This window comes from Rhizobacter sp., from assembly GCF_031412495.1.
Classification (GTDB): domain Bacteria; phylum Pseudomonadota; class Gammaproteobacteria; order Burkholderiales; family Burkholderiaceae_C; genus Schlegelella_A.
In genome coordinates this window covers 1-8,443 of sequence record NZ_JANODC010000096.1, presented here as the reverse complement: position 1 = coordinate 8,443, position 8,443 = coordinate 1, and the positions used below count along the sequence as shown (strand labels likewise).

Annotated in this window: 7 protein-coding genes and 1 pseudogene; 6 read left to right on the top strand and 2 right to left on the bottom strand. The window is 69.1% G+C overall.

From position 1 onward, the window contains the following. Both gatA and gatC read right to left on the bottom strand, forming a co-directional pair. A pseudogene (gatA, locus tag AC30N0_RS03570) lies at positions 1–1,340 on the bottom strand (Asp-tRNA(Asn)/Glu-tRNA(Gln) amidotransferase subunit GatA); the annotation flags it as partial. Beyond that, positions 1,340–1,639, bottom strand: coding sequence for an Asp-tRNA(Asn)/Glu-tRNA(Gln) amidotransferase subunit GatC (gene gatC / locus AC30N0_RS03565; RefSeq protein WP_489516560.1), 300 nt, complete (start codon positions 1,637–1,639; stop codon positions 1,340–1,342). The pseudogene gatA and the gene gatC, both read right to left, overlap by 1 nt. A 181-nt stretch (positions 1,640–1,820) precedes the next feature. Between gatC and AC30N0_RS03560 the strand changes: the two genes are divergently transcribed. The 6 genes from AC30N0_RS03560 to recA form a co-directional block, all read left to right on the top strand. Then, positions 1,821–2,864 (top strand): rod shape-determining protein, encoded by a 1,044-nt coding sequence (locus AC30N0_RS03560; RefSeq protein WP_489516559.1) that lies wholly within the window; start codon positions 1,821–1,823, stop codon positions 2,862–2,864. A gap of 19 nt (positions 2,865–2,883) precedes the next feature. After that, entirely contained in the window at positions 2,884–3,819 is a 936-nt protein-coding gene (gene mreC / locus AC30N0_RS03555) for a rod shape-determining protein MreC (protein WP_489516558.1), read from the top strand. After that, positions 3,816–4,337 carry a rod shape-determining protein MreD gene (mreD, locus tag AC30N0_RS03550; protein ID WP_489516557.1) on the top strand — a complete coding sequence of 174 codons (522 nt, stop codon included), beginning with the start codon at positions 3,816–3,818 and terminating at the stop codon, positions 4,335–4,337. Before mreC ends, mreD begins: the two co-directional genes overlap by 4 nt. Before the next feature lie 10 nt (positions 4,338–4,347). Further along, on the top strand, positions 4,348–6,375 hold the full coding sequence (gene mrdA, locus AC30N0_RS03545) for a penicillin-binding protein 2 (RefSeq protein ID WP_489516556.1): 2,028 nt from the start codon (positions 4,348–4,350) through the stop codon (positions 6,373–6,375). After that, complete coding sequence (rodA, locus tag AC30N0_RS03540; protein WP_489516555.1) at positions 6,372–7,532, top strand: rod shape-determining protein RodA; 1,161 nt, start codon at positions 6,372–6,374, stop codon at positions 7,530–7,532. Before mrdA ends, rodA begins: the two co-directional genes overlap by 4 nt. 132 nt (positions 7,533–7,664) lie before the next feature. Then, positions 7,665–8,443 (top strand): recombinase RecA (gene recA / locus AC30N0_RS03535; protein ID WP_489516554.1); only part of this gene is annotated, 779 nt, incomplete at its 3' end.

Here is an 8,443-nt window from a genome sequence, read left to right as displayed (position 1 = left end):
GCTCATCCCGGGGATGCCGGCAAGGCTCGCGGGCAGGGTGAAGATGTCGGCGAGGTGGCGGCGACGGGGTCCTCGGCCTTGTCGCCGAGCGGCCAGGCGACGGTCGGCGCCACGGGGCCGGCGATCAGGTCGCAGTCGCGGAAGCACTGCCGGAAGTCGTCGGCGATCATGCGGCGGAGCTTCTGCGCCTGCAGGTAGTAGGCGTCGTAGTAGCCGTGCGAGAGGACGTAGGTGCCGATCATGATGCGGCGCTTCACCTCGGCGCCGAAGCCTTCGCTGCGGCTGGCCTTGTACAGGCCGAGGAGGTCCTCGAAGTGCGCGGCGCGGTGGCCGTAGCGGACGCCGTCGAAGCGCGACAGGTTCGACGACGCCTCGGCCGGGGCGATCAGGTAATAGACCGGGATCGACAACTCGGTGCGCGGCAGGCGGACATCGACGAGACGGGCGCCGAGGCGCTCGAATTCGCCGAGCGCGCTGCGCAGGGCCGCCTCGACGTCGCCGGCCAGGGCCTTGGGAAAGAACTCCGCCGGCACGCCGATGCGCAGGCCTTCGAGCGGGCGCGCCGCCGTTGCGCCGTCGCGGCTGCGGGCCAGCGTGGCGCGGAAATCCTGCGGCGGCCGCTCCGCGCTGGTCGAGTCGCGCGCATCGAAGCCGCTCATCGCGCCGAGCAGGATGGCGCAGTCCTCGGCGCTGTGCGCCAGCGGGCCGGCCTGGTCGAGGCTGGAGGCGAACGCGATCATCCCGTAGCGCGAGCAGACGCCGTAGGTCGGCTTGATGCCGGTGACACCGCAGAAGCTGGCCGGCTGGCGGATCGAGCCGCCGGTGTCGGTGCCGGTGGCGGCCGGCAGCAAGCGTGCCGCGACCGCGGCCGCGGAGCCGCCCGAGGAGCCGCCGGGAACGCGGGTCGGGTCCCACGGATTGCGCGTGAGCTGCCAGGCGGAGTTCTCGGTGCTCGAGCCCATCGCGAATTCGTCGCAGTTGAGCTTGCCGAGGGTCACGGCGCCGGCTTCGCCGAGGCGCGCCACGACCGTCGCATCGAACGGGCTGCGGTAGCCGGCGAGCATGCGCGAGCCGGCGGTCGTGGCGTGGTCGCGGGTGACGAAGACGTCCTTGTGCGCGAGCGGAATGCCGAGCAGCGGTCCGGCGTCGCCGCCGGCCCGGCGCGCGTCGGCGGCTCGCGCCGCGGCGAGGGCGCCCTCGGCGTCGACGGCGAGCGCGACGCCGAGCTCGTCGACACCGAGGCGGGCGAGGAAGTGCGTCGTCAGCTCGACGCTCGAGACCTCGCCTCGGCCGAGTGCCTGGCCGAGCTCGGCGACGCCGAGGCCATGCCACCCGGCCATCACTCGATGACCTTGGGCACGAGATAGAGCCCGGCGTGCGTGGCCGGCGCGCTGCGCTGGTTGGCGGCGCGCTCGACCGTCTCGGTCACGACGTCGTCGCGCAGGCGCAGGTGCGCGTCGGCGACGGCGGCCAGCGGCGTGTACAGCGGCTCGACGCCGCTCGTGTCGACGGCGCTCATCTGCTCGACGATGCGGAAGAAGCTGTTCAGCTGATCGAGCATGCGCGCTTCCTCGTCGCTGCCGAGGTCGAGGCGGGCGAGGTCGGCGATGCGGCGCACATCGGAGGGGGTCAGGGCCATGGGAATGGAGGCGAAGGCAGAAGCGCAACCGTGTGGAAATCGACCCTCTGCGGCATCGAAATCGTGCGGGGCTTGCGTTATTATCTTCGGTTAATTCACAGCCCTCGTCGCCGCTGCGAAGGGCTCGGCGTCATCGATCTTCGTCGCCTGAAGTTCCGCCGGGACGCCATCACCTCTCAATATGTTCGGATCCTTTCGTCGCTATTTCTCGACGGACCTTGCCATCGACCTTGGCACCGCCAACACGCTGATCTACGTGCGCGGCAAAGGCATCGTCCTCGACGAGCCTTCCGTCGTCGCGATCCGCCACGAAGGCGGGCCCAACGGCAAGAAGACCATCCAGGCCGTCGGCACCGAAGCCAAGGCCATGCTGGGCAAGGTGCCGGGCAACATCGAGGCCATCCGGCCCATGAAGGACGGCGTCATCGCCGACTTCACCGTCACCGAGCAGATGCTCAAGCAGTTCATCAAGATGGTCCACCCGCGGTCCGTCCTGAGGCCGAGCCCGCGCATCATCATCTGCGTCCCCTGCGGCTCGACCCAGGTCGAGCGCCGCGCCATCCGGGAGTCGGCGCTCGGCGCCGGCGCCAGCGACGTGTACCTGATCGAGGAGCCGATGGCGGCGGCGATCGGCGCCGGCCTGCCGGTGAGCGAGGCGAGCGGCTCCATGGTCGTCGACATCGGCGGCGGCACCACCGAGGTCGGCGTCATCTCGCTCGGCGGCATGGTCTACAAGGGCAGCGTGCGCGTCGGCGGCGACAAGTTCGACGAAGCCATCATCAACTACATCCGTCGCAACTACGGCATGCTGATCGGCGAGCCGACGGCCGAGAGCATCAAGAAGAGCATCGGCTCGGCCTTTCCCGGCTCCGAGGTCAAGGAGATCGAGGTCAAGGGCCGCAACCTCTCCGAAGGCGTGCCGCGCAGCTTCACGATCTCGTCGAACGAGATCCTCGAGGCGCTGACCGACCCGCTGAACCAGATCGTCTCGAGCGTCAAGAACGCGCTCGAGCAGACCCCGCCTGAGCTCGGCGCCGACATCGCCGAGCGCGGCATGATGCTCACCGGCGGCGGCGCGCTCCTGCGCGATCTCGACCGCCTGCTCGCCGAGGAGACGGGCCTGCCCGTCCTGGTCGCCGAAGACCCGCTCACCTGCGTCGTCCGGGGCTGCGGCATGGCGCTCGAGCGGATGGAGCGGCTCGGGTCGATCTTCACCTCGGAATGATCTGAGCGGCGGCAGGCAGATGGCGCTCGGCACCCTCGATCGCACGCCGCCGCCGTTCTTTCGCCAGGGCCCCTCGGCTCTCACCAAGCTCTCGTTCTGCTCCGCCCTGGCGCTGTTCCTGATGGTCGCCGACGCCCGCTTCACCCTGACCCAATCGGTGCGGGCCATGGTCGCGACCCTGCTGTACCCGCTGCAGCGGACGCTGCTCGTGCCGGTCGAGGTGATGGCGGGCGGGCGCGACTACTTCACGGGCCTCTCCAGCGCCCTCGCCGCCGAGCAGGCGGCGCGCAGCGACCTTACCCGGCAGGCCGAGCGCGCCCTGCGCGCCGATCACCTGGCGCAGGAGAACACGCGCCTGCGCGCCCTGCTCGAGCTGCGGCCGACGCTGAACGTGCGCGCGCAGGCGGCCGAGGTGCTCTACGAGGCGGCCGACCCCTACTCGCGCAAGGTCATCGTCGATCGCGGCGTCGCGCACAACGTGGCTCCCGGCTCGCCGGTCATCAACGAAGCCGGCGTGCTCGGCCAGGTGACGCGCGTTTACCTGCATTCCTCCGAAGTCACGCTGCTGATCGACCGCGATGCCGCCATCCCGGTCCTGAACAGCCGCACCCAGGTGCGCAGCGCCGCCTTCGGCGGCGTCACCGGGGCCGGCGGCCCTCTGGAGATGCGCTTCATGGCTGGCAACGCCGACGTCCAGGTCGGCGACGTGCTCATCACCTCGGGCATCGACGGCGTGTACCCGGCAGGATTGCCAGTGGCCAAGGTCACGGCGGTGGACCGCAAGGTCGACTCCGGCTTCGCGCGCATCACCCTGGCCCCGACGGCCGTGGCCGACGGCGTCCGCCACGTCCTCGTCCTCGAGCCGACCGGCGTGCAGCTGCCGCCACGGCCGCAGGCAGCATCCGAGCCGGCCGCGGCGACCAAGGGTGCGGGCAAGAAGGGGCCGCGCAAATGATCATGGCGCGCCGGGCCGACCAGCTGCTGATGCCAGTCAGCCCGCTCTTCATCTGGTCGACGCTGGCGATCGCCTTCGTGCTCAACGTGGTGCCGCTCGGCCGCGTGCCGGCCCTGCCCGACTTCGTCGCCCTCGTGCTCGTCTTCTGGAACGTGCACCAGTCGCGCCGGGTCGGCGTCGGCGTCGCTTTCGCCTTCGGCCTGCTCATGGACGTGCACAGCGGCGCCGTGCTCGGCCAGCACGCGCTCGCCTACACCCTGCTCAGCTACTTCGCCGTCACCATCCACCGGCGCCTGCTGTGGTTCACGGTGCCGTCGCAGGCCGTGCAGATCCTGCCGCTCTTCCTGGCCGCGCAGGCGGTGTCGCTGATCGTGCGCGTCGTCTCCGGGGGCATGTTTCCGGGCTGGGAGCTGATCCTGGCCCCGGTGTTCCAGGCCCTGCTCTGGCCGGTCACGACCTGGCTCCTGCTCGCGCCGCAGCGCCGCGCCCCCGACCGCGACGAGAACCGACCGCTGTGAGAGCCGCCCCTTGACCGAGCTTCGCAACACCGAGCAGGAGCTCTCGCGCTTTCGCCTGCGCGTGCTCGCCGCAGCGCTGTTCGTCGTCTTCGCCTTCGGTCTGCTCGCCGCCCGGCTGTCGTGGCTGCAGGTGGCCCGGCACGAAGAGCTGTCGACGCAGGCGGAGAACAACCGCATCGCCGTGGTCCCGATAGCCCCCAACCGCGGCCTGATCCTGGACCGCAACGGCGTCGTCCTCGCCAACAACTACTCCGCCTACACGCTGGAGATCGCGCCGGCCAAGGTCGGCGATCTGGACGAGACGATCGACCAGCTCGGCGAGCTCGTCGAGATCACCGCCCGCGACCGCAAGCGCTTCCGCCGTCTCCTCGACGAGAACAGGAACTTCGAATCGGTGCCGATCCGCACCAAGCTCACGGACGAGGAGGTCGCCCGCTTCACGGCCCAGCGCTACCGGTTCGTCGGCGTCGACATCAAGGCGCGCCTCTTCCGCAGCTACCCGCTCGGCGAGATCGGCAGCCACCTGATCGGCTACATCGGCCGCATCAACGCAGGCAAGAAGAAGGAGATGGACGAGAACTGGTCCGAAGAGGACCTCTCCAACTACCGGGGCACCGAGTACATCGGCAAGCTCGGCGTCGAGCAGAGCTACGAAAGCGAGCTGCATGGCCTGACCGGCTTCGAGGAGGTCGAGCAGACGGCAGGCGGCCACGCCGTGCGGCGCCTCCGTGCCAGTCCGGCGACGCCCGGCAACGCGCTGGTCCTGTCGATCGACATCCGCCTGCAGGCGCTGGTGGAGGACCTGTTCGGCGACCGGCGCGGCGCCCTGGTCGCGCTCGACCCGCGCAACGGGGAGATCCTTGCCTTCGTCAGCAAGCCGACTTTCGATCCGAACCTGTTCGTCGACGGAATCGACTTCGACAACTGGAAGGCGCTCAACGAGTCGCCCGACAAGCCGCTCCTCAACCGGGCGATGCGCGGCACCTATCCGCCCGGGTCGACCTACAAGCCCTTCATGGCGATGGCCGCGCTCACCTCCGGCAAGAGGACGCCGCAGCAGTCGATCTCCGATCCCGGCTACTTCAACTTCGGCAACCACCGCTTCCGCGACGACAAGGAAGGCGGCCACGGCACCGTCGACATGTACAAGTCGATCGTGCAGTCGTGCGACACCTACTACTACGTGCTCGCCAGCGAGATGGGCGTCGATGCCATCCATGACTTCATGGCCACCCTAGGCCTCGGCCGCCCGACCGGCATCGACCTGCAGGGCGAGCTGAAGGGAACGCTGCCCTCGACCGAGTGGAAGCGGACCAGCTACCGCAAGAAGGAACAGCAGAAGTGGTACGCCGGCGAAACGATCTCGCTCGGCATCGGCCAGGGCTACAACAACTTCACGATGCTGCAGATGGCGCAGGCGCAGGCCGCCATCGCTGCCGGCGGAAAGCGCTTCACGCCGCACCTCGTGCGGCGCATCGAGCAATACGACAGCCGCAGCGTCAAGCCGCTGCCGCTCATGGAGCTCGAGCCCCTGCCGTGGAAGCCGGAGCACGTCGCCGTCATCCACAACGCCATGTATGGCGTGACGCAGGAGGGCACGTCCGCCCGCTCGTTCGTGAACGCCCCCTACAAGTCGGGCGGCAAGACGGGTACTTCCCAGGTCATCGCCATCAAGGCCGGCGAGAAGTACAACGCTTCGAAGATCGACGAGCGGCACCGCGACCACGCCCTCTACACCGCGTTCGGGCCGCTCGACTCGCCGCGGGTGGCCCTCGCCCTGGTCGTCGAGAACGCCGGCTTCGGCGGCGCCAATGCGGCGCCGATCGCCCGCCGCGTGCTCGACTACGTCCTGTCCGGCGTGTACCCGAGCGAGGCCGACATCGCCGCCACCCGGCTCGGCCAGGCGACGGCGCCGGTCGGCGTGCCGCGGCCGATCGACTCGGTGCCGCTGCGCGGCGTGACCGTCGACGGCGCGAGCACGGTGCAGGGCCCCGGGCCGGGGCGCGAGCAGATCGTGTCGCGCACCCAGCTGCAGTGAGCGCCGTCTTCGACCAGCCAGGCTTCTGGCAACGCGTCCGCCCGATCTGGACCGGTTTCGACGGTCCGCTCGTCGCCGCCATCGTCCTGCTCGGCGGGGCGGGGCTCATCACCATGTACTCGGCCGGCTTCGACCATGGGACGCGCTTCGTCGACCACGGCCGCAATATGCTCCTGGCCCTGGCGGTCCTGTTCGTCGTGGCCCAGGTGCCGCCGCAGCACCTGATGCGACTGGCCATTCCCCTCTACCTGCTCGGGCTGGCGCTGCTGATCGCGACGGCGCTGCCCGGGCTCGGGATCAGCAAGAAGGGCGCCACTCGCTGGCTGCACATCGGCATCACGATCCAGCCCAGCGAGATCATGAAGATCGCCATGCCGCTGATGCTCGCCTGGTGGTTCCAGCGCCGCGAAGGCCAGCTGCGGAGCCTCGACTTCCTCATCGCCGCGCTGATCCTCCTCGTGCCGGTCGGCCTGATCATCAAGCAGCCCGACCTCGGCACGTCGATCCTGGTGCTCTCGGCCGGCCTCTACGTGATCTTCTTTGCCGGGCTGCCCTGGCGGCTGATCATCCCGGTGCTCCTGATCGGCGCCGCCGGGATCACCGCCGTCGTCGTCTCGGAGGAGAAGATCTGCCAGCCGGACGTCAAGTGGCCGCTCCTGCACGACTACCAGAAGAACCGCGTCTGCACCCTGCTCGATCCGACCAAGGACCCGCTCGGCAAGGGCTTCCACATCATCCAGGGCGAGATCGCGATCGGCTCCGGCGGGATGACCGGCAAGGGCTTCATGAAGGGCACCCAGACGCACCTCGAGTTCATCCCCGAACGCACCACCGACTTCGTCTTCGCCGCCTTGGCCGAGGAGTTCGGGCTGGCCGGCTGCATCGGCCTGCTCCTCGGCTTCGTGTTCCTCATCTTCCGCGGCTTGATGATCGCCGCCGAGGCGCCGACGGTCTTCACCCGCCTGCTCGCCGGCGCCATCACGCTCAGCTTCTTCACCTACGCCTTCGTCAACATGGGGATGGTGAGCGGCATCCTGCCGGTCGTCGGCGTGCCCCTGCCCTTCATCAGCTACGGCGGCACGGCGATGGTCTCGCTCGGCCTCGGCCTCGGCATCCTGATGTCGATCGCCAAGAACCGCCGCCAGGTACAGACCTGAGTCTGCGCAGGCGGGGGACCCCTCGGAGGGGCCGCTCCCGCCCATCGAGGGGAAAGCGCGACGAGGCCGGGTTTGCTACTGTACAAACATCCAGCCTTTGCGGATAATCACCCACCCCTCAGGAGACCGCCCATGGACATGCCCGTCAAGAGCCTCAACACCGAAAAAGCCAAGGCCCTGCAGGCCGCGCTCGCGCAGATCGAGAAGCAGCACGGCAAGGGCGCGATCATGCGGCTCGGAGAGGGCGAGGTCATCGACGACATCGAGGTCGTCTCCACCGGCTCGCTCGGGCTCGACATCGCCCTCGGCGTCGGCGGCCTGCCGCGCGGCCGGGTGGTCGAGATCTACGGGCCGGAGTCGTCGGGCAAGACCACGCTCACGCTCCAGGTCATCGCCGAGATGCAGAAGCTCGGCGGCACCTGCGCCTTCATCGACGCCGAGCACGCACTCGACGTGCAGTACGCGCAGAAGCTCGGCGTCAACCTGCAGGAGCTCCTGATCAGCCAGCCCGACACCGGCGAGCAGGCGCTCGAGATCGTCGACGCGCTGGTCCGCTCCGGCTCGCTTGACCTCGTCGTCATCGACTCCGTCGCCGCGCTCACGCCCAAAGCCGAGATCGAGGGGGAGATGGGCGATTCGCTCCCCGGCCTGCAGGCGCGCCTGATGAGCCAGGCGTTGCGCAAGCTCACCGGGGTCATCAGCCGCACCAACACGATGGTGATCTTCATCAACCAGATCCGCATGAAGATCGGCGTCATGTTCGGATCGCCGGAAACCACCACCGGCGGCAATGCGCTCAAGTTCTACGCCTCGGTCCGGCTCGACATCCGCCGCATCGGCTCGATCAAGAAGGGCGAGGAGGTCATCGGCAACGAGACCAAGGTCAAGGTCGTCAAGAACAAGGTCTCGCC